18 protein-coding genes are annotated in these 18370 nt (G+C 62.6%); 9 read left to right on the plus strand and 9 right to left on the minus strand.

The genetic code is table 11. The features are described 5' to 3' along the window. Positions 1–27: 27 nt before the first annotated feature. Positions 28–1053, plus strand: coding sequence for an aminoglycoside phosphotransferase family protein (locus J3A64_RS10615; protein WP_307807186.1), 1026 nt, complete (start codon positions 28–30; stop codon positions 1051–1053). A gap of 29 nt (positions 1054–1082) precedes the next feature. After that, on the plus strand, positions 1083–1226 hold the full coding sequence (locus tag J3A64_RS10620; protein ID WP_210064269.1) for a hypothetical protein: 144 nt from the start codon (positions 1083–1085) through the stop codon (positions 1224–1226). 17 nt (positions 1227–1243) lie between these two features. Here the strand turns inward: J3A64_RS10620 and J3A64_RS10625 are convergent, their stop codons facing one another. Together J3A64_RS10625 and J3A64_RS10630 are read right to left on the minus strand one after the other, a co-directional pair. Beyond that, complete coding sequence (locus J3A64_RS10625; protein ID WP_210064270.1) at positions 1244–2041, minus strand: TSUP family transporter; 798 nt, start codon at positions 2039–2041, stop codon at positions 1244–1246. Then, positions 2038–3849, minus strand: a complete 1812-nt coding sequence (locus J3A64_RS10630) for a proline--tRNA ligase (protein WP_011774265.1) — start codon at positions 3847–3849, stop codon at positions 2038–2040. Before J3A64_RS10630 ends, J3A64_RS10625 begins: the two co-directional genes overlap by 4 nt. Before the next feature lie 507 nt (positions 3850–4356). Between J3A64_RS10630 and J3A64_RS10635 the strand changes: the two genes are divergently transcribed. Genes J3A64_RS10635 through J3A64_RS10645 form a run of 3 tightly spaced genes read left to right on the plus strand, consistent with a single transcriptional unit; the run spans position 4357 to position 6484 of the window. After that, a complete protein-coding gene (locus J3A64_RS10635; RefSeq protein WP_210064271.1) occupies positions 4357–5127 on the plus strand; it encodes an ABC transporter ATP-binding protein in 771 nt (256 codons plus the stop codon). Between the two features lie 8 nt (positions 5128–5135). Then, on the plus strand, positions 5136–5879 hold the full coding sequence (locus J3A64_RS10640; protein ID WP_011774262.1) for an ABC transporter permease: 744 nt from the start codon (positions 5136–5138) through the stop codon (positions 5877–5879). Beyond that, complete coding sequence (locus J3A64_RS10645; RefSeq protein ID WP_014921264.1) at positions 5876–6484, plus strand: TetR/AcrR family transcriptional regulator; 609 nt, start codon at positions 5876–5878, stop codon at positions 6482–6484. Before J3A64_RS10640 ends, J3A64_RS10645 begins: the two co-directional genes overlap by 4 nt. Before the next feature lie 58 nt (positions 6485–6542). On the opposite strand, the gene J3A64_RS10650 is transcribed toward J3A64_RS10645, so the two are convergent. The 6 genes from J3A64_RS10650 to dxr form a co-directional block, all read right to left on the minus strand. Next, complete coding sequence (locus J3A64_RS10650) at positions 6543–7271, minus strand: hypothetical protein (RefSeq protein ID WP_014921263.1); 729 nt, start codon at positions 7269–7271, stop codon at positions 6543–6545. 75 nt (positions 7272–7346) lie between these two features. Continuing rightward, complete coding sequence (locus J3A64_RS10655) at positions 7347–8225, minus strand: GNAT family N-acetyltransferase (RefSeq protein ID WP_014921262.1); 879 nt, start codon at positions 8223–8225, stop codon at positions 7347–7349. After that, complete coding sequence (gene ispG / locus J3A64_RS10660) at positions 8188–9354, minus strand: flavodoxin-dependent (E)-4-hydroxy-3-methylbut-2-enyl-diphosphate synthase (RefSeq protein WP_011774258.1); 1167 nt, start codon at positions 9352–9354, stop codon at positions 8188–8190. The genes J3A64_RS10655 and ispG overlap by 38 nt, the downstream gene beginning before the upstream one ends. A gap of 48 nt (positions 9355–9402) precedes the next feature. Next, entirely contained in the window at positions 9403–9696 is a 294-nt protein-coding gene (locus tag J3A64_RS10665) for a YciI family protein (protein ID WP_011774257.1), read from the minus strand. A gap of 64 nt (positions 9697–9760) precedes the next feature. Further along, the gene (locus J3A64_RS10670; RefSeq protein WP_011774256.1) at positions 9761–11092 is read right to left on the minus strand and encodes an RIP metalloprotease; all 1332 of its coding nucleotides are present in this window, start codon (positions 11090–11092) and stop codon (positions 9761–9763) included. A 32-nt stretch (positions 11093–11124) separates the two neighbouring features. Beyond that, positions 11125–12309, minus strand: coding sequence for a 1-deoxy-D-xylulose-5-phosphate reductoisomerase (gene dxr / locus J3A64_RS10675; protein WP_011774255.1), 1185 nt, complete (start codon positions 12307–12309; stop codon positions 11125–11127). A gap of 103 nt (positions 12310–12412) precedes the next feature. Here dxr and J3A64_RS10680 point away from each other — a divergent pair, with 103 nt between their 5' ends. Further along, positions 12413–13873, plus strand: coding sequence for a lipase maturation factor family protein (locus tag J3A64_RS10680; protein ID WP_210064272.1), 1461 nt, complete (start codon positions 12413–12415; stop codon positions 13871–13873). Here J3A64_RS10680 and J3A64_RS10685 read toward each other — a convergent pair. Next, on the minus strand, positions 13845–14912 hold the full coding sequence (locus tag J3A64_RS10685) for a LacI family DNA-binding transcriptional regulator (RefSeq protein ID WP_011774253.1): 1068 nt from the start codon (positions 14910–14912) through the stop codon (positions 13845–13847). The genes J3A64_RS10680 and J3A64_RS10685 overlap by 29 nt on opposite strands. Positions 14913–15196: 284 nt before the next feature. Here J3A64_RS10685 and J3A64_RS10690 point away from each other — a divergent pair, with 284 nt between their 5' ends. Genes J3A64_RS10690 through J3A64_RS10700 form a run of 3 tightly spaced genes read left to right on the plus strand, consistent with a single transcriptional unit; the run spans position 15197 to position 18358 of the window. Then, positions 15197–16516: an extracellular solute-binding protein gene (locus J3A64_RS10690; protein WP_014921258.1), complete on the plus strand. Its 1320-nt coding sequence runs from the start codon at positions 15197–15199 to the stop codon at positions 16514–16516. A gap of 4 nt (positions 16517–16520) precedes the next feature. Then, entirely contained in the window at positions 16521–17459 is a 939-nt protein-coding gene (locus J3A64_RS10695) for a carbohydrate ABC transporter permease (RefSeq protein ID WP_014921257.1), read from the plus strand. After that, positions 17459–18358, plus strand: coding sequence for a carbohydrate ABC transporter permease (locus J3A64_RS10700; protein WP_210064273.1), 900 nt, complete (start codon positions 17459–17461; stop codon positions 18356–18358). Before J3A64_RS10695 ends, J3A64_RS10700 begins: the two co-directional genes overlap by 1 nt. Positions 18359–18370 lie beyond the last annotated feature (12 nt).

Consider the following 18370-nt stretch of genomic DNA (forward strand, 5'->3'; position numbering starts at 1 on the left):
GCGGTGACGCGGAGTTAGGCTGTTGGCGTGACCCTTCACGCGATGATTCCCATTCCGGGCGACCTCCACGCCCGGTACAACCGCGACTCCGCGGGCAGGGACTGGCTGGCCAGCCTCCCGGGGCTCATCTCTGAGGCGCTGGACCGCTGGCAGCTCACGGTGGACCTTGCGCCAGGCGCCGAGCCTTGGAATGGCCATGGAGCCTTGGTGGTGCCTGTTCTTCAGAACGGCGTTCCCGCGGCCCTGAAGATCGCTTTTCCCCACGACGAAGCGCTGGTGGAGGGCCACGCCCTGGCCCTTTGGGACGGCCGGGGCGCGGTCCGTCTTCTCGCCTCAGACGACGCAAGGTGCTCCATGGTGCTCGAACGCCTGGATGCTTCCCGGTGGCTGCAGGACGCTCCGCTGGACGAGGCCAGGGACGTGTGGGGCGCCATCATGCGCGAACTCTCAATCCAGCCCGACGACCGCCCGGAGTGGCGGGCTTTCGACCATATTGCTGCCACCGCCGAACGGTGGAGCGATGAACTCCCTGCAGAATGGGAACGTTTGGACCGGCCCTTCCCGAGGTGGCTTCTGGAGGCAGCTTTGGAGGTCTGCCAGACGCGTGGAGTGGTGGGACGCCGTTCCGGCACCGATGTCCTGGTGCACACGGACCTCCACTTCATGAACATTCTCGCTACCACCGCCGCCGGACGGCTGTCCCTCCGCGGGGACTACCTGGCCATTGATCCGCAACCACAGATTGGCGAGGCCGAGTTCGCCGTAGCACCCATCCTGTGGAACCGCATCCACGACCTCTCGCGGACGGACCCGGAAGCGGCCTTGCGCGAGCGGTGCCATGACTTCAGCCTCGCCGCAGGACTGGATCCTGAGGTCGCGCGGCAATGGAGCGTCGCCCGTGAGGTGCAGAACGCTTTGTGGTACGCCGCAAAACCCGGACACGGTGGTGACCTTGCCCGTTCCCTGTGGGTAGCCAGCACGTTGGCCGGCAGCACCCTCGATGCCCTGCCGCGGCCGCACGAACTCCCCGAGCCCGGCGAAGCGGTTCAGTAGCTCATGGTCCTGACGGTGGCTTTGAAGTGGTGGCGGAGACAAGCCTCGGCAGGTTCGACATCCGGGTGACGAACGAGGCTTCCCCCGGCAACCCGGCGTCGAGCGCGGTGGTGCCCCACGCCGTCGTCCGTGGTTTGAGGACCATGGCCAATGCCAGCGGCAGCTTTATCTAAAACCAACTGCGGCAGCCCTACGCTGCGAAGTTCTCGTTCCAGACATCCATGCCCAGTTTGATGATCAACGCCGCAACCACCATCAGGAAGACAAGGCGCACAAACTTGCTTCCCCTGGCCACAGCGGTCCTGGCACCGAGGTAGCCTCCTGCCATATTGGCCAAGCCAAGGATGAGGCCTACGCCCCACAGCAGGGAACCGTGAGGGAGGAAGAAAATCAACGCGCCGGCATTCGTGGCCATGTTGACGATCTTCGCTTTGGCGCTGGCTTCCAGGAAGGCATAACCCATGGCCGAAACAAGGGCAATGACCAGGAACGAGCCCGTACCCGGGCCGATCAAGCCGTCGTAAAAGCCGATCACGGCACCGATCAGGCACGCCACCACGTAGTGCTTATGGCCGTCATGGCGGAGGGCGGTCAGTTCACCGGCGCCGGGACGAAGGGCTGTGAAGATGGCCACAGCGATGAGCGCCAGCACGATGATGGGCTTGAAAACGCTGGCCGGCAGGGAGGCAGCCAGGATGGCCCCGCCAAAACTCCCGGCCAACGCGATGACCGCCATGGGAACAGCCGTCTTGAGATCGGGTCCCACGCGGCGGTAGTACGTGACAGCGCTGGTGGTGGTCCCGAAAACGGACCCCATCTTGTTGGTAGCCAGGGCCTGTACAGGCGTGATGCCCGGAACCAGCAGCAGGGCGGGGAGCTGGATCAGTCCCCCGCCCCCCACTACGGCATCCACCCAGCCGGCTGCGAATCCAGCCACCACAATCAGGATGAGTGTGGTGAGCTGGATCGACTCGAAGCCGGAAATCACCGGGTTCGTACGGCGTTGACCACGTAGTCCACGGCCTTGTCCACCGAGATGTTCTCGGCTTCACCGCTGCGGCGATCCTTGATTTCCACTACACCGTCCACAAGACCCCGGCCGACGGCCAGGATGGTGGGCACACCCACCAGTTCGGCGTCGCCGAACTTCACGCCGGGTGAAACCTTGGGACGGTCATCGAAGATGACGTCCAGGCCGGCGGCTTCGAGTTCAAGGGAAAGCTTTTCTGCTGCTTCGAAGATCTCATCGCCGCGGCCCACCGCCACCACGTGGACATCGGCCGGAGCTACGGAGCGCGGCCACACGAGGCCGCGGTCGTCATTGTTCGCTTCAGCCAGGGCCGCGACGGCACGCGTCACGCCAACGCCGTACGAGCCCATGGTGACAACCTGCTGCTTGCCGTTCTGGTCCAGGACCTTCAGGTCCAAGGCCTCAGCGTACTTGCGGCCGAGCTGGAAGATGTGGCCCATCTCGATGCCACGCGCTGTTTCCAGCGGTCCCGAGCCGTCCGGGGCGGGGTCGCCTGCACGCACTTCGGTGCTCTCGATGACGCCGTCCCACACGAAGTCGCGGCCAGCGACCAGCCCGAAGACGTGCTTGCCCTCAGCGTTGGCACCGGTAACCCACGTGGTGCCGGAGACGACGCGGGGATCCACAAGGAAAAGAACCTTGGAGGATCCTTCAAGTCCAAGGACAGGCTCGTCGAGGGACAGGCCGGGTCCGATGTAACCCTTGACCAGCCAGGGCAGCTTCTTGAGGTCCTCTTCGTTGGCAGCCTCGAGGCCGATTTCACCGGCGATGGGCAGGTGGGAGCCAATGTTGGCTTCCACGCGCTTGAGGTCTACTCCGCGGTCGCCGGGAACGCCGATCACCACGATCTGGCGCTCACCCGTGGGCAGCGTGACGGCGAGGACAACATTCTTGAGCGTGTCAGCGGCAGTCCAGGCGCCGCCGTCGGACTCGCTGCGGGGAGCCAACTGGTTGGCGGCGTCCACCAAAGTGTCGATGGTGGGGGTGTTCGGTGTGTCCAGGACCTCGGCGGCCGGAGCGTTGCTGAAGTCGATCTCGTCCGGAACCACGGTGGTGACGGCCTCGACGTTGGCGTAGTAGCCACCGGCCGAGCGCACGAACGTGTCCTCGCCGATCTCGGTGGGGAACAGGAATTCCTCGCTCTTGGATCCACCCATGGCACCAGCGGTGGCGGCTACAGGAATAACTTCCAGGCCGAGCCGCTCAAAGATCTTCAGGTAGGCAGCACGGTGGGCGGCGTAACTTGCGTCCAAGCCGGCGTCATCGATGTCGAAGGAGTACGAGTCCTTCATGATGAATTCGCGGCCACGGAGGAGCCCTGCCCGCGGACGGGCTTCGTCACGGTACTTGTTCTGGATCTGGTAGAGGCTCAGCGGGAGGTCCTTGTACGAGGAGTACAGGTCCTTGACCAAGAGCGTGAACATTTCCTCGTGCGTGGGTGCCAGAAGGTAGTCCGCGCCCTTGCGGTCCTGGAGACGGAACAGGCCTTCGCCGTATTCGGTCCAGCGGTTGGTGGCCTCATAAGGTTCGCGGGGAAGCAGGGCCGGGAAGTGGACTTCCTGGGCTCCAATGGCGGACATTTCCTGGCGGATGATGTCCTCCACCTTGCGCAGGACGCTCAGCCCCAGCGGCAGCCATGTGTAAATACCGGGTGCGGCGCGGCGGATGTAGCCGGCGCGGACCAGGAGCTTGTGGCTGTCAACCTCGGCGTCGACGGGATCTTCACGCAGGGTGCGCAGGAACAGCTGGGAAAGGCGAAGGACCACGGGTACGTATCCGTTTCTATGGCAGATGTGGCAAAAACAACTGTCTACTAATCTACCGGCTGACTGCGCGGCCGCTTGAACGGGCCCGCATGGCGTCCGGACAGCTTGAAAACAGAAGAGCCACGCCGTCGCGTTTGGAAGCCCCTGGCCGCAACCGGCTGGTCATCCTGCGATGGCGTGGCTCAGCGGCCGGACGGCCGCAGACTCTGTCCGGGGACTAGATTGCCGTTCCCTCCAGCGGAACGGCATCGCCTGCGACTGGGAAGCATTGTTCATTGCCGAAATCACGGATGGTATAGCCGCCAATGGCGCCCTTCAAGGTCTTGGTCATGATTCCCCCTGTACCACCCGCGCCCCAACGACACGGCTTGGGAAGAACCTATGTGATCGCAGACACATTTTCAAGGATGACCTCCGCCGAGGCGGTAAGGCCCTTGACCACCATGTCAGGCAGATCTAACTTTAATTCATCAGTTGGTGAATTACAGGGAGCCAAGTGGAGGCCTGATGTCACCCCTTCCAGCGGCCATTGAGGCGACGGGACTCCATGTGTCCCGTTCACGCACGAAAATCCTCCGAGGCTTGAACTTCACGGTTGATGCCGGCCGGATCACAGGACTCCTGGGCCCCTCCGGCAGCGGCAAGACCACGCTCATGCGGGCAATCGTCGGTGTCCAGCGCATCACCCGGGGAACTGTCACCGTCCTCGGTCGGCCGGCGGGCAGCGCGCCACTGAGGCACGACGTCGGATACGTCACCCAAGGTGCCAGCGTCTACGCGGACCTCAGCGTCGAAGCGAACGTTCGCTACTTCGGCGCAATGCACGGCGCGACGGCGGCCGACCTCGCCGAGGCGATTGCCGCCGTCGGGCTTGAATCTCTAGCGAGGCAGAAAGCCGCAGACCTGTCCGGCGGACAGTTCAGCCGCGTGTCCCTTGCGTGCGCGCTGGTGGCGCATCCGCAGCTCCTGGTCCTGGACGAACCCACAGTGGGGCTGGATCCCGTACTCCGAGCCGAATTGTGGGAGCGTTTCGCCGCCATGGCTGCCACCGGAACAACCCTGCTGGTATCCAGCCACGTCATGGAGGAAGCATCCCATTGTTCATCGCTGCTCCTGCTTCGCGACGGGCTCCTGCTGGCGCAGCTGACTCCGACGGAACTGGCCCAACGCGGCCGGAGCGAAGACCTGGAACGGGCCTTCCTGACCATCATTAAAACCGTTGAACCCAGCATCGATGGCGCTAAACGGGGGCAGGAAGAAAGCCAGGTGACGTCATGAACCTCCGAATGACGCTTGCCACTACCGCCCGTGTCCTGGGACAACTGCGGCACGATCACCGGAGCGTCGCGCTGATCCTTGTGGTCCCCGCGCTGCTGCTGACGGCCGTCTATTTCCTGTTCGAGAACGAAACACTCCCGCCGGGGTTCCCCCGGACCTTTGACCGCGTCGGCTTGATGATGCTGGCCATTTTTCCCTTTGTGGTGATGTTCCTGGTCACGTCCATCACCATGCTCCGGGAGCGCACCTCCGGCACCCTGGAGCGCCTCCTGACCACACCGATTCACAAAGCAGACCTGCTGTTCGGCTATGCTCTGGCGTTTTCCATCATGGCCGCCTTGCAGTCCTTGGTGGCGACGGCTGTGGCCTACTGGATCTTTGACCTCGACATCAAGGGAAGTCCCGGCCTGGTGGTGATGATCGCCGTCATCAATGCCGTCCTGGGCGTCGCGCTTGGGCTGTTGTGTTCGGCGTTTGCCCGCACCGAGTTCCAAGCCGTGCAGTTCATGCCCGTGGTAGTGGTGCCACAGATTCTTTTGTGCGGCTTGTTCGTGGCACGGGACGATATGAATGAGGTCCTGGAAGCAATCTCCAGCGTATTGCCCCTGACTTTCTCCGTGGATGCACTGAAGGAGATCGCCGGAAATGCCGACGCCTCTGCCGCGATGTGGCAAGACGCCCTGATCATGGGCGGGATCGTCGTGGGAGTCCTGGTCCTCGCGTCATTGACCCTTCGACGACAAACCCGATGAGCCACCCGCAGGGGCGTAGGGGCCGCCGAAGCGCTGGAGACCATTCGCGGGAAGCCATCCTCGCAGCCGCACGGAAACTGTTCGCCGAGCAAGGATTCGAGGGGACAAGCATGCGACAGGTAGCCCGGGAGTCATCCGTGGATCCGGCCATGGTGCACCACTTTTTCGGGGGCAAGGACGAGCTCTTTGCCGCCAGCGTCCAATTGCCCGCTGACCCGGCCGAGGTTCTTGCCGGCGTCGAAACCCTGGACCCTGCGGTGAGGGCCGAAGCGATTGTGCGAGCCGTCTTGCGGCTGTGGGAAAGCCCGGCTCAGCACGGCCTGGTGGGCTTTGTCCGGGGAACCATCGGCTCCAAGGCCAAGACGGCACTCATGCGCGAAATGGTACACCGCACCATCCTGTCCAAAATCATGGCGGGGCTGCCCGGGACGGCCGAGGAAGTACGCGTGCGCGGCAATCTCGTAGCCACACAAGTGGTGGGGCTGATGCTGGTCCGCTACGTGATCCGGCTCGAACCCCTGGCCTCAGCGAATCAGGAAGACGTGGTCCGCTTCGTAGCGCCGAACATCCAGCGCTACCTCACGGGGAGTCTGGACTCCCCTTAACAGGTGGCAGTTGTGGCTCACCCCACCCTGGGAAGAGCCACAACTGACGGCGGATAGGCTACTTGATGAGCTCTATCGCCTGGTCCAGGAGAACGGTGGTGTTAGCCAAGGCATCCGCCTCGGAAGCACCGCCCGCGACGGTGACCGAGATCAGGACGTCTTGTTTAATTGCCTGTGACATGAGGGCGGACCCCGTCTCACCGCTCGGCAGCTTGGTGTCCATGCGATACGCCATCAAAGCGTTGGCGGGCTTCTTATCGGCCAGATCCGTCACCGTGATCGTGCTGACCCCGGTAGGACCGCCCATGGTCATCGTGCCGCATGCCGACAGTTGATCGATGCTTTCCTGGGCCCTGTCCCGGATGCGCTCCCCCAGTCCAGTCCCCAAGGAAATCGTGCTCATACTGCTGGTAGCTACATCCTGGCTGACACCAAAGGCGGCCTTGACGCCGTCGACCGGCTGCGCGAGAGATCCCAGGGCCATGTCTTTGCAGGCAGCGGGCTGGACGTCGATCTGCGACATCATGGCCTTCGACTGCTCCAGCGTGCCGGACATATCGGCGCTCGACATGACACTCAACTTAGCGCCCTGCTTGTCCTTGATCTGGCCTAGAACTGCCGTGAGTTCCTCCAAGGTGTGCTGCTTTGCCGGTGTGGGCGTGGGTGTTGCCGTTTCGCTGGCCGGAGCGGACGCAGCGTCCGTGGAGGTACCGGCACCGCCGCACGCGGTGAGGCCCATGACCAACAGTCCTGACACGGCAAAGCCGCGCAGCGCATTCTTATTCATTTGTTCCCCAGGGAAGTTCGAGTGATTGGTGGCGTGCGCCAACCGAGACAAGACTACAAGTAGCGGGAAGCAGGGCTAAAACAGGACGGTTGCGAAGGTGCCCACTTGTTCGAAGCCCACCCGCTCATAGGTGGCGCGGGCTTTGGCGTTGTAGTCGTTCACGTAGAGGCTCGTCACCGGGGCGAAGGTCCGTGAGAGATTCACGACGGCGGCCATGTAGCCACCGCTTTGGCCGCGTCCACGCAGCTCGGGGTTCATCCAGACGCCCTGGACCTGCGTGACGTCCCGGGTGACTGCCCCCAGCTCGGCTTTAAAGACCACCGTGCCGTTGGCATCGATGTGGACCAGCGAATGGCCCTCCCGGATGAGCCCGGCAACGCGTCTGCTGTAGAACTCCTGCCCTCCGAGGAAGGGCGAGTAGCCCACTTCTTCTTCGAACATGGCGGCGCAGGCAGGCAGGATGCGATCGAAGTCCGCCATGGTGCCGAATGTCAGGGCAGGGTTGGCGCCGATGACCGGCGTCCCTGAGATGGTGAGCAGCGGTTGTTGAGACCGGACTTCGTGGGCACCATGGCCCAGTTGCTCGAATCGCGCATAGAGGGCCATCACCGTTTCCGCGGGCCCGAAAATGGACGCGTAGCGGCGTCCTGTTTCGTGAGCCGCAGTGGCCACATAACCGGCCAGGCCGGGATCGAGCTGCACAGGGACAAGGTTGGCGCCCGCCCAGCACGCGCCCAGGAGCGTTTCGCCGTCGAAAACTCCGAAAATACTGGCACCCCCGCTGGTAGGCGCCGCTGTCCCGGTGCTTTCCAGGTGGGCGAGGATGAAGACGTTGGCAACCACGTCTTCGCTGGCCAGGGCACGAAGAGTCAGGGTGTCGGCATCGCCGAGCACCCTGACACCCAAGCCGTTCTCGTTACGAGACGCTAACCACGGGGCTACCCTTGACAGCATCTTCGCCATCGGCCTCCCCCATCTCTTCGGCGATGCGCATGGCCTCTTCGATCAGTGTCTCAACAATTTCGCTCTCAGGCACAGTCTTGATGACTTCGCCCTTCACGAAAATCTGGCCCTTGCCGTTTCCGGAGGCCACACCAAGGTCCGCTTCGCGGGCCTCGCCGGGTCCGTTGACGACGCAACCCATGACGGCCACGCGCAACGGAATCTCCATGCCTTCCAAACCTGCGGTGACCTGCTCGGCCAGCGTGTACACGTCCACTTGGGCGCGGCCACAGGACGGGCAGGAGACGATTTCGAGCTTGCGAGGGCGCAGGTTCAGGGACTGCAGGATCTGGTTGCCAACCTTGATTTCCTCCACCGGCGGGGCCGAGAGGGAAACACGGATGGTGTCGCCAATGCCGCGGGACAGGAGTGCACCGAAAGCCGTGGCCGACTTGATGGTGCCTTGGAACGCTGGTCCGGCCTCGGTCACGCCGAGGTGCAGGGGCCAGTCGCCCTTCTCGGCCAGCATCTCGTACGCGGCCACCATGATCACGGGATCGTTGTGCTTGACGGAGATCTTGAAGTCGTGGAACCCATGCTCTTCGAACAGCGAGGCTTCCCAGACGGCGGACTCAACCAGTGCCTCCGGGGTGGCCTTGCCGTATTTCTTCATGATGCCCGGTTCAAGGGAACCTGCGTTGACGCCGATCCGAATGGACGTTCCATGGTCGCGGGCCGCTGCAGCGATTTCTTTGACCTGGTCATCGAACTTACGGATGTTGCCCGGGTTTACGCGGACGGCAGCGCAGCCGGCCTCGATTGCCGCAAAGACGTACTTTGGCTGAAAGTGGATGTCTGCGATGACGGGAATCTGGGACTTACGGGCAATGATCGGCAATGCCTCGGCATCGTCGGCGGAAGGGCAGGCAACACGCACGATGTCGCAGCCGGACGCCGTCAGTTCAGCGATCTGCTGAAGCGTGGCGTTGATATCCGTGGTGGGGGTGGTGGTCATGGACTGCACGCTGATGGGCGAGTCAGAACCGACGCCAACGGACCCTACCTTGATCTGCCGCGTCTTACGGCGCGGGGCAAGGACGGGGGGTGGGGCTGCTGGCATTCCCAGGCTGACCGAGGTCACGTGGACTCCTTGGGTTGGGGTGGATCGTTGTGGTGGGGAACGTCCGGGCTAGGACGCGTGGGCAGCCAGGACACCGATAATGGGCGCCCATTCCGTGGTGCGGATGCCGGCGATTACTCCGGCTTCTGCAAACGGATCCTGCTTGAGGAGGTCATTGAGTTCGGCTTCGTCAGCGGACTTGAAGATCAGCAGGGCGCCGGCGCCGTCACCGTAGGGGCCACTGGCAAGCAGTTTGCCTTCATCGGCCAGATCGCCGAGCCAGGCACGGTGTGCGGGGCGGGCTTCATCGCGGAGGGCACCGGAATCGGCGACGTATACATACTCAACAGCGAAAACAGTCATGGAGCTAGCCTATCCCGCCTGCTCAGGCAAAAATGTTCACAGCCCAGCCAAGAATGCTCGCAGCTCAGCCGAAAATGTTGACGGGTTTCACGATGTCCGCATAGATCAGGAGTGCGCCCATGGCCATGAGCAGCGCCGCGACCACGTACGTGGCCGGCAGCAGCTTGGCGATGTCGAAGGCGCCCGGGTCCGGTTTACCCAGGAGCTTGGCCACCCGGCGTCGTGCCCCTTCGTAGAGCGCCCCGGCTACATGGCCGCCGTCAAGGGGCAGAAGTGGGATGAGATTGAAGATGGCCAGGGCGAAGTTGAGTCCGGCGAGCAACCCGATCAGGGTACCGATGCGGGCTTGCATGGGCACCTGTTCCATGGCCGCGACTTCGCCGGCAACCCGGCCAACACCCACCACGCTGATGGGTCCGTTGGGATCGCGGGGTTCTTCGCTGAAGGCGGCTTTCGCCACCCCGACCACCCTGGCCGGCAGGTTGAAGATCACACCGGAAATCTGCTTGATGTTCTCTCCGGCCATGGGCAAAACTGCCGACGCCGGCTGGGGCACCAGTTCGCTTTGGGCCCCGATCCCAAGGAATCCGACTTCCTGGTATTTCAGCACTCCGTCGGCATCCTGTTCGGGCCTGCCGTCGGCGCCGACTACTGGCCGCGACGAGAGTACGGGCGTCACAGTGGTTTCTACAGTCGATCCGTTGCGTTCCACCGTGATGGGCACGTCTCTTCCCGCGGACGCACGGATCCAGCTGGTGAGCTCGTCCCAGCTGGTGACGGCTTTTCCGTCGAAGGACGTAATGGTGTCGTTCGGTTGGAGCCCCGCGGCCGCGGCCGGAGTCAGTTTGCAGTCGGCCGAGTCGGGGTCCACTGTCTCCCCTGCCGCGACCTGGCATTTGGAAACGTCAGCGATGGTGGTGGTTGCTGTGGCCATGCCGAAGCCCATGAGCAGGACAGCCAGCAGTATCAACCCGATCAGCATGTTCATGGCGGGACCGCCAAGCATGACGATGATCTTTTTCCAGACGGGAAGCTTGTAGAAGACGCGGTTCTCGTCTCCTGGCCCCACTTCCTCGTGTGCCATGGAGCGCGCTTCAGTGGCCAGGGTCTGGAACATGCCTGTGCTGGAGGGGCGGACGGCGCCGTCTTCCTTGTTCGGCGGGTACATGCCGATCATGGAGACGTAGCCGCCCAAGGGAAGCGCTTTGAAGCCGTACTCGGTTTCGCCCTTCTTCTTGGACCACAGGGTAGGTCCAAAGCCGATCATGTACTTGGTGACGCGCACTTTGAACAGTTTGGCAGGGACCAAGTGGCCTACCTCGTGAAGCGCAATGGAAACAGCTACGCCGATGGCGACGAAGACGACTCCGAGAATGAAGAGAAGGACGGGACTCATGCCGGTGGGACTGCTTCCATAAGGGTTGTGAGCTACAGGGCGCTGGTGGCTAAACGATCAAGGGTACGGGCGCGTGCCCACTTCTCAGCATCAAGCACGGACTCCACTGTTAGCTCAGAGGAGCCTGAATGTTCGCTGAGGACGGACTCAACCGTATCCACAATCTGGGTGAAGCGGATGCGCCCGGCATGGAAGGCCTCTACGGCTTCCTCATTGGCGGCGTTGAACACTGCCGGGAACGTGCTGCCCTGCTTCGCGGCGTCCTTGGCGAGGTCCACGGCCGGGAACGCCACAGTATCCAAGGGTTCGAAGGTCCAGCTGGTGGCTTGCGTCCAGTCGCATGCCTGTGCAGCGCGAGGGACGCGGTCCGGCCAACCCAGCCCGAGCGCGATCGGCAACCGCATGTCCGGGGGTGACGCCTGGGCAATGATGGATCCGTCCACGAACTGGACCATGGAATGGACCACGGACTGCGGATGAACCACGACGTCGATCCTATCCAGGGGAACGTCGAACAGCAGGTGTGCCTCAATCACTTCGAGGCCCTTGTTGACCAGGCTGGCCGAGTTTGTGGTGACCATGAGGCCCATGTCCCAGGTGGGGTGAGCCAGCGCCTCCTGCGGCGTGACGTCGTGGAGCTGTTCCCGTGAGCGTCCGCGGAAGGGCCCGCCGGATGCCGTCAGGATCAGCTTTTCGACTTCCTGGTCCGTTCCTGAACGCAAGCACTGGGCAATGGCGGAGTGCTCAGAATCAACGGGGACGATCTGGCCGGGGCTCGCAGCAGCTTTGACCAGGGCGCCGCCGACTATCAGCGACTCCTTGTTGGCCAGTGCCAGCGTGGCTCCCGTACCGAGCGCGGCCAAGGTGGGCGCCAATCCGATGGAACCGGTGATGCCGTTGAGGACGACGTCGCACTCAATGGCGGCGATCCGGGTGGAGGCGTCCGGCCCAACAAAAATCTCCGGAGCGAAGTTTCGCACGCCTGCTGCAGCGGCAGCGGCCGCGATCAATTGCCGCAGGGCTCCCTGATCTCCTTGGGCGATACCCACGGCTTGCGCCCTCGTGTGAACGGCCTGTTGCGCGATGAGTGCAAGGTTTCCTCCGCCCGCGCTGAGCGCAACCACCTCAAAACGGTGTGGGGCGGCGTCGACGACATCAATCGCTTGTGTGCCGATGGAACCGGTGGACCCGAGGATGACGATCTTGCGCGGCTGCATTGCTTAAGTATCCCAGTCACTACAGGGGGCCGCGAACGGACTGGTGCGTATGTGGAAAACCGACACCGCTTGACCACCACCGGCCCGCGCGTACCGTGGAATCGTGGAGTGGCTGTCCTGGTTTGATGCGCGGGACTATGAGTTCGCCCGGCAGGTATTGCAGCGCGGCACAGCCGTGCTCTACGCCGTTGCCTTCCTTTCCACGCTGAACCAGTTCCCGGCACTTCTCGGCGAGCGCGGGCTGTTGCCGGTGCCGGCTTTCCTGGACATGGCCCGTCGGCTGGCCCGGCCTACTCTGTTTCGGTGGCGCTACTCCGATGCGCTGCTCAAGGCCGTGTGCTGGACGGGTATCGGCGTGTCCGTTCTGTTGGTCATGGGCCTCCCCCAAACGGGTCCTCCGTGGCTTCCCATGCTGGCGTTCCTTACCCTGTGGTTCCTCTACATGTCCATCGTCAACGTCGGCCAGACGTTCTATGGTTTCGGCTGGGAGATCCTTCTCCTCGAGGCCGGTTTCACGGTGGCGTTCCTGGGCTCAAACCAGTCTCCGCCGCCCACAACCATCCTCATCCTTATTGTGTGGCTGGTGTTCAGGCTTGAGTTCGGTGCCGGCATGATAAAGATCCGGGGTGGTCGCGAGTGGCGGGATATGACGGCGATGTTCTACCACCACGAGACACAGCCGATGCCTGGCCCGCTGAGCCGACAAGCGCATCTCCTGCCGCGTCCGCTGCACAAGGTAGAAGTGGTGGGCAACCATTTCGCGCAACTCGTGGTGCCGTTCTTCCTCTTCGCCCCTCAGCCGCTGGCCAGCATCGCCGCCGGAATCATCATCGCGACGCAATTGTGGTTGGTGGGTACCGGGAACTTTGCGTGGTTGAACTGGGTGGCAATTGTCCTGGCTTTCGCCGCCGTCAGCGACCCCGTGGCCCATGCGGTCTTTCCGTTCATCCCGCTGGAGTGGCACCAAAGCACTGAAACCCCGGTGTGGTGGCTCGCCGTCGTCGTGCTTGTGACCGTTCTGTTGCTGGTGTTCAGCTACCAGCCGCTCCTCAACCTCTTCTCCAGCCGGCAGTTGATGAACGCCAGTTTCAACCGGTGGCGCCTGGTCAACGCCTATGGAGCTTTTGGGACGGTGACCAAGCAGCGCATTGAAATCGTGGTGGAGGGCACACTGGATGATGCGCCGGACGCCCCGGATGAGCGGTGGCTGGAGTACGGCTTTAAGGGCAAGCCCGGCGACGTGCGACGACTCCCCCGCCAATGGGCGCCCTACCATCTGCGCTTGGATTGGCTGATGTGGTTCCTGCCGCTGAGGACCGTCCACGAAGATTGGTTTTACATATTTCTGGACAGGTTGTTGGAGGCCGACAGACGCACTCTTGGACTGCTGCGCGTTGACCCGTTCGACGGCGAACGCCCACGTTGGGTGCGGGCGCGCAGCTACCTGTACCGTTTCGCCAGCCGGGCGGAGTTCCGCGAGACGGGCGAACGGTGGGTGCGGGTGCTGCTGTATGACGCCATCCCACCGGTGTCACTCAGCCCTCGACGGCGGCGACTCCCCTAGCGGTGGACACCCGCGGAGGTGCGGTGGACTCGCGGACGACGAGGTGCGTGGCCAGCTCAACCCTTCGCGAGTCGATTTCCTCGCCGTTTTTCTGGCGAAGGATGAAGCTCAGGGCAGAGCGTCCCATCTCTTGCAGAGGCTGCGACACGGACGTGAGGGGCGGCACGGATTCCTCGGCCTGGTGTGTGCCGTCAAAACCGACCAAGCTCATTTCCTCGGGAATACGAACATCCTGGCGCCGAGCTTCAGCGAGGACCCCCAACGCAATGCTGTCGCTGCCGGCAAAGATCGCCGTGGGCGGATTGTCGAGCGCCAGCAGGGCTTTCATGGCGCGTACTCCGTTCTCCGGCTTGAAGGGGCCATCGGAAACGTACTCGTGGTCCACGCTCACGCCCTCTGCCATCAAGGCGGCCATATAGCCGTGCAGGCGGGCTTGGCTGCACTCCGCCGTGGAGGGGCCACCAATGTAGGCGATTCTTCGATGCCCCAACTCCAGCAGGTGTGATGCCGCGGCCTTGCCTCCGGCCCAGTTGCTGGCGCCAACACTGAAGACATCGGCGGGTGGCGGATTCAGCGGATCCACCACCACGATGGGGATTTGGCGGCGTTTGAACGCCTCCAACTGCGCGGAGCCGAAGGCCGACGTCACCACGATCATGCCGGCACGGCCCTCGTCGAGCAGGCGCTGTGCCCGTTCCTCAGGTCCAAGCGGCGAACCGGCCTGGCGCCCGGTGATGGAAAGGATTACCTCCATGTCCGACACTGCCGCGTGTTCCATCACGCCATTGAGGACCTCCACTCCATAAGCCGAATTCAACGAATCGAAGACCACTTCCACGGCACGATGCTCGGGGATGCTTTTGCGTTGGAGCGGCGACTTGTAGCCGGTGCGCTGTAGTGCTGCCAGAACCCTGGCGCGGGTGGCTTCTGCCACGTCCTCACGGCCGTTGACCACCTTGGAAACGGTGGGCGCAGAGACTCCTACTTCGGCTGCCACCGCGGCCAAGGTGAGTTTGGACGGGCGAGGATCTGGTTCCACAACTCTCCTGCTTTCGAAATATTTCGGATGAGTACAGTGTCCCCGATCAAGATGAAATCCGTCAACGACCCGAGCCACTCCTCTATATGTGGCCACAAAAAGGCCTTGACGGTGATGCGTGTCACGGCTAAATTTGGTGGGCACTTCCGAAAGGATGTTCGAAATATTTCGAAATGTCAATGGATGTGGATGATCGCAGTCGATCGCCTCACCGCGGAGTGTGGCTTTTTAAACGCACAACCGGGCAATCAGCGTCGAGCCCGAAGGACGAATGGAAACTGCACATGAATAATCTCAAGTTGCGCACCGCCGGAATGGCCGTTTCTGCAGCCGCATTGTCGATCGCACTCGTAGCCTGCGGGTCCTCGGGCCCGGCTGGAACAGGAGCCTCGGCGGATTCGGCAACCATGTGGGGACTCACCGGCGGCGACCAGCCTGTGTTCCAAGCATCCGTTGACTCCTGGAACAAGTCACACCCCGACTCCGCCATCAAGCTCGACTTCTTTGCCAACGACGCCTACAAGACCAAGGTGCGTACCGCCGTCGGCGCCGGCCAAGGACCCACACTCGTCTACGGCTGGGGCGGCGGGGTGCTCAAGTCCTACGTCGATGCCGGCCAGGTGGATGATCTGACGGGATTCCTCAAGGAGAACCCCGACGTCCAGAGCCGCTACCTTCCCTCCATTCTTGAGAGCGGCGTGATCGACGGCAAGACCTATGCACTGCCAAACAACAAGGTGCAGCCTGTAGTGCTCTACTTCAACAAAGAAGTCTTCGAGAAGATCGGTGCGGAACCGCCCAAGACCTGGGACGAGCTCATGGCGCTGGTGCCCAAGTTCAAGGCAGCCGGCGTGGCACCTTTCTCCCTGGGCGGCCAGTCCAAGTGGCCGGACCTGATGTGGCTTGAATACCTTGTGGACCGTATCGGCGGCCCTGAAGTCTTCGCCAATATTGCAGCCAACAAGCCGAACGCATGGTCCGACCCCGCAGTGATCGAGGCCCTGACCAAGATTCAGGAACTGGTGGACGCCGGCGGCTTCATCAACGGCTTCTCCTCCATTGCCGCTGATAGCAACGCGGACCAAGCCCTGCTGTACACAGGCAAGGCCGCCATGATCCTCCAGGGCAGCTGGATCTACCAAGGCATGAAGAAGGACGCGGCCGACTTCGTCTCCAGCGGAAAGCTCGGATACACACCCTTCCCCACTGTCGAAGGCGGCAAGGGTGACCCGGCGAACGTTGTGGGCAACCCGTCCAACTTCTGGTCTGTATCTTCCAAGGCCACCGAGGACCAGAAGAAGACCGCCCTGGAGTACGTCAAAGACGGAATGTTCAACGATGAGAACGTCCAAAGCCTGATCGATTCAGGAGCCGTACCAGTGGTCACCGGCATTGAAGACAAGCTCGCTGCCTCCCCTGACAAGGACTTCCTGAGCTACGTCTATGACATGGCCAAGGATGCCCCGGACTTCACACTTTCCTGGGACCAGGCGCTCAGCCCCGCGCAAGGAGATGCCATGCTGGCCAACCTCGACCAGATCTTCCTGAAGAAGATTACTCCTGAGCAGTTCGCCTCCACCATGAACGCGACGATCGGGAAGTAATACGGTGTCCGCAACTACCACCACGCCTCAACGGGCAGTGGGCGCAGAACGTGCCCCAGGCACCCGACGGACCCTGGAAAAGGGTCCGTCAGGGTGGCTGGCCGTCCCGGCCCTCGCGTTCTTCATGCTCTTCGCCATCCTCCCGCTCCTGGGAGTGCTGTTCCTCAGCTTCACCCGCTGGGACGGCCTCGGTGAGATCAAACTCGACGGCCTGTCCAGCTGGAACACGGTCCTAGCCGATCCCGTCACGGGCAACGCCTTGTTGGTGACGGCCAAGATCATGTTCTTCTCGTTCATTGTCCAAGCACCCATCAGCCTGTTGCTCGGTGTCTTCACCGCGGCCAGCCAGAAGTACCGCGCGGCACTGGCCGTCCTGTACTTCGTGCCCCTGCTCCTCTCCTCCGCCGCTGTGGCCATCGCCTTCAAGGCGCTGCTGGACCCAAACTTCGGGCTCGGCCCCGGCCTGGGCCTGCCGATCCTCGCGCAGGACTGGCTGGGCAACTCGGACCTGGTGCTGTTTGTGGTGGTATTCGTGATTGCTTGGCAGTTCGTGCCGTTCCACACACTGATCTACCAAGGCGGCGTGCGACAGATTCCTGCCTCGCTGTACGAGGCTGCGCAAATTGACGGTGCCGGCCGTGTCCAGCAGTTCTTCAACATCACCCTGCCGCAGCTGAAGTACACCATGATCACTTCCTCCACCCTCATGGTGGTGGGTTCCCTGGCGTACTTCGACCTGGTCTTCGTACTGACCGCCGGCGGACCGGGCTACTCCACCAGGCTCCTGCCCCTGCACATGTACCTGACCGGCTTCAAAGCCAACGACATGGGAGCGGCGAGCGCCTTGGGTGTGATCCTCGTTGTCATCGGCCTGGCCCTGGCACTGTTCCTGCAACGACTCGGCGGCAAGAACCGCAACGCCAGCCAACTGGAAGGTGCGTAATGGCTTCCACCACCCAACTCCCCACGGCCCCGGCAACAATCCCCGAAAAGGCGACCACCCGCCGTCGGCCTCAACGGCTTGGCCGTTCGCGGCCCAACTTCCTGGGCGGCCTGGGCGGCTGGCTCTGGTTGGCGATCATCATCGTGCCCGTCTACTACGTGGTCATCACCAGCTTGAAGAACCAGGCAGGGTTCTTCACATCCAACCCGATGCTGCCACCGGCAGAGCCAACCCTGGACAACTACAAGCTGGTCCTGGAAAACGACTTCGCCAAGTACTTCACCAACAGCCTCATTGTCACAGTAGGCAGCGTGATTCCGGCACTCTTCGTCGCTTTCATGGCGGCCTACGCCATCGTCCGGGGCAAGGGAAGGTTCCTCAGTTGGACCAACAACGTCTTCCTCCTGGGCCTGGCCATCCCACTGCACGCAACCATCATTCCGATCTACTGGATGATCACCAAGGCCCACATGTACGACACCTTGTTGGCTCTGATCCTGCCCTCCATTGCGTTCGCGATCCCGGTCTCGGTGCTCATCCTGTCCAACTTCATGCGCGATGTTCCCAACGAATTGTTTGAATCGATGCGGCTGGACGGTTGTTCCGATTGGGCCATGATGTGGCGCCTGGCGTTGCCCATGACCAAGCCTGCTGTCATTACGGTTGGCATCTACAACGCACTGCATGTGTGGAACGGTTTCCTGTTCCCGCTGATCCTCACGCAAAGCCCGGACACCAGGGTTCTCCCGTTGTCACTGTGGACCTTCCAGGGCGAGTTCAGTGTCAACATCCCGGCGGTGCTCGCCTCGGTGGTGCTGGCAACGCTGCCGCTGCTGGTGATTTACGTGGTGGCCCGCCGGCAGTTGCTCAGTGGCCTCACCGCAGGTTTCAGCAAGTAGAAAGGATTTACT

The organism is Pseudarthrobacter sp. PvP004, from assembly GCF_017876035.1.
GTDB lineage: Bacteria > Actinomycetota > Actinomycetes > Actinomycetales > Micrococcaceae > Arthrobacter > Arthrobacter aurescens_A.

Coding starts and splice junctions, on each gene's coding strand:
- J3A64_RS10665 (WP_011774257.1), bottom strand. CDS start 9,696: ATGACTGTTTTCGCTGTTGAGTATGTATACGTCGCCGATTCCGGTGCC.
- J3A64_RS10670 (WP_011774256.1), bottom strand. CDS start 11,092: ATGAGTCCCGTCCTTCTCTTCATTCTCGGAGTCGTCTTCGTCGCCATC.
- J3A64_RS10655 (WP_014921262.1), bottom strand. CDS start 8,225: ATGCTGTCAAGGGTAGCCCCGTGGTTAGCGTCTCGTAACGAGAACGGC.
- J3A64_RS10650 (WP_014921263.1), bottom strand. CDS start 7,271: ATGAATAAGAATGCGCTGCGCGGCTTTGCCGTGTCAGGACTGTTGGTC.
- J3A64_RS10635 (WP_210064271.1), top strand. CDS start 4,357: ATGTCACCCCTTCCAGCGGCCATTGAGGCGACGGGACTCCATGTGTCC.
- J3A64_RS10640 (WP_011774262.1), top strand. CDS start 5,136: ATGACGCTTGCCACTACCGCCCGTGTCCTGGGACAACTGCGGCACGAT.
- dxr (WP_011774255.1), bottom strand. CDS start 12,309: ATGCAGCCGCGCAAGATCGTCATCCTCGGGTCCACCGGTTCCATCGGC.
- J3A64_RS10700 (WP_210064273.1), top strand. CDS start 17,459: ATGGCTTCCACCACCCAACTCCCCACGGCCCCGGCAACAATCCCCGAA.
- J3A64_RS10690 (WP_014921258.1), top strand. CDS start 15,197: ATGAATAATCTCAAGTTGCGCACCGCCGGAATGGCCGTTTCTGCAGCC.
- J3A64_RS10645 (WP_014921264.1), top strand. CDS start 5,876: ATGAGCCACCCGCAGGGGCGTAGGGGCCGCCGAAGCGCTGGAGACCAT.